The 1,872-nt window shown below is 73.1% G+C and carries 3 protein-coding genes; all 3 read right to left on the minus strand.

Annotated elements, in window-relative coordinates; genetic code table 11:
* Positions 1–211: 211 nt before the first annotated feature.
* Positions 212–664: an ATP-binding protein gene (locus tag H5J33_RS33520; protein WP_181798454.1), complete on the minus strand. Its 453-nt coding sequence runs from the start codon at positions 662–664 to the stop codon at positions 212–214.
* A gap of 242 nt (positions 665–906) precedes the next feature.
* Positions 907–1,080 carry a CsbD family protein gene (locus tag H5J33_RS33525; protein ID WP_181798455.1) on the minus strand — a complete coding sequence of 58 codons (174 nt, stop codon included), beginning with the start codon at positions 1,078–1,080 and terminating at the stop codon, positions 907–909.
* An 83-nt stretch (positions 1,081–1,163) separates the two neighbouring features.
* Positions 1,164–1,787: a DedA family protein gene (locus tag H5J33_RS33530; RefSeq protein ID WP_181798456.1), complete on the minus strand. Its 624-nt coding sequence runs from the start codon at positions 1,785–1,787 to the stop codon at positions 1,164–1,166.
* Between the last annotated feature and the right edge of the window lie 85 nt (positions 1,788–1,872).

The following is a 1,872-nucleotide window of genomic DNA, read 5'->3' on the forward strand; positions in this document are numbered from 1 at the left end:
GCGCGGGCCGCTGCTCCTGGAGTTCGTGGTGGACGGTGAGACACCGCCGGACTGGGCGGCCGGGCCGATAACGAGCAGGCCCCGTCCGGAGGGCCTGAGCAGGCTCATGGGGAGGGCGCCGGCCGGCTGACCCCGCCGGCGGGAAGGCCGGAGGGGCCGGACCGGCTCCCGCACGGGACGCGGTGACCGCGGCCGGCCGGGCGGGGTTCCGTCAGTCGGTCGCCCGCGAGGTCAGTGGTACGGTCACCGTGACCCGCTTGCCGTGGGCCGGCCAGGTGACCTCCAGGTCGCGGGCGAGCATCGCCACCAGGTGCAGACCGTGGCCGCCGACCCGGCGGGGATCGGGGGGACGCCTGCGTGGCGGCTCCCGGGAGGTGTCCGTGACGGTGACGCGCAGTGCCCGCGCGCCCGGCAGCACCTCGAGGCCCAGCGCGCAGGGGCCGGGCGCGTGCTTGGCCGCGTTGGTCACGAGCTCGCTGACGACCAGCTGGGCATCCTGCACCGAACGCCGTGCGGGGGCCGGCCGCGCCCGCGCGAGCAGGTCGGCCACGGCGTCTCTGGCCTCGGCGATGCTGGAGACGCCGGCGTCCCAGGTGCGGCTGTACCGCAGGACCGCCGGGCGGTCCCGCGTGGTCGTCGCGTGCGTCCTGAGCGGGATGTCCATACCTCGTTGCCCTTTTCCTCTGGGGTCAGGGGCCCTTCCTGTGCACAGGGGTGCCGTGCCGTCCCTGCTCGGCTACCCGCTGGGCGGCGGGTCAAGGGGACGTTTGCGAGGAATTCCCCTGATGAGCAGGAACGCCCCGGTCCGGCGAGCATGAACGGGCCCGGGACCTCCGCTCGCGCTGGAACTCCCGGGCCCGTTCGGCGGCCGGACCGGCACATGCCTCGGTGGCCGAAGCCGTCTCCTCAGTGCTTGAAGACGTCCTTCGCCTTCTCCTTGCTCTGCCGGGCGTCTCCCTTGGCGCCCTCCGTGCGGCCCTCGGCCTCCATGCGTTCGTTGCCCACGGCGCGGCCCAGGGCTTCCTTCGCCTTGCCCTTGGCCTGCTCCGCCTTGGCCTTCGCCTTCTGGTTGCCGGCCATCGTGTGTCACTTCCCAACGTCTTGCGCGGTCTTTGGTCACCCTCCGGATTGCCGCTGCGCAGGCGTCCAAACCCGGTGGCGGATCAGCGGGCGCGGCGCCGCCGCACGAGATGGCGTACGACGAACCCCGCGATCACGACGGCGACGGCGAGGAGCACGTACAGCTGGTAGCGCCTGATCTCGTCGTAGACCGCGGTGATGTGGCTGCCGGTCAGGTATGCCAGGGTGGTCCACAGGCCGACCCACAGGGCCGCGCCGAGGGCGTTGAAGGCCAGGAAGCGGCGCCAGTGCATGCCGGACGTGCCGGCGATGATGCCGTTGGCCTGGCGCAGGCCCTCCACGAACCGGGCCACGGTCACGATCTTGCCGCCGTGCCGGGTGAAGAACTCCTCGGCGGCCTCGAACCGCTTGGGGGTGAGGAAGACGTACCGCCCCCACCGGTGCACGAAGGCCCGGCCGCCGACCCGGCCGATCAGATAGCCGAGGTTGTCCCCGGCGACGGCCGCGGCGAACGCGATGAGCGCCACGGCCACCACGTTCAGCCGCCCCGCGCCCGCGTACACCCCCGCCGCGATGAGGATCGTCTCGCCGGGCGCGGGCACCCCGAAGTCCTCCACGAAGACCACACCCCCCACGGCCCAGTAGCCGTAGTGGGCGAGCAGCGGTTCCAGATGGGCCAGCGGTCCCGGGAGGGGAGGCGACGACATGTCTCCACGGTACGTCCGTGTCGCCGTTCGGCGATCACGACCGGCTGACCGGGCTCTCCTGGTCCGGGGTGACGGGCTCCGGGCC

This window comes from Streptomyces sp. WELS2, from assembly GCF_013870595.1.
In the GTDB taxonomy this organism is placed as follows: Bacteria; Actinomycetota; Actinomycetes; order Streptomycetales; family Streptomycetaceae; genus Streptomyces.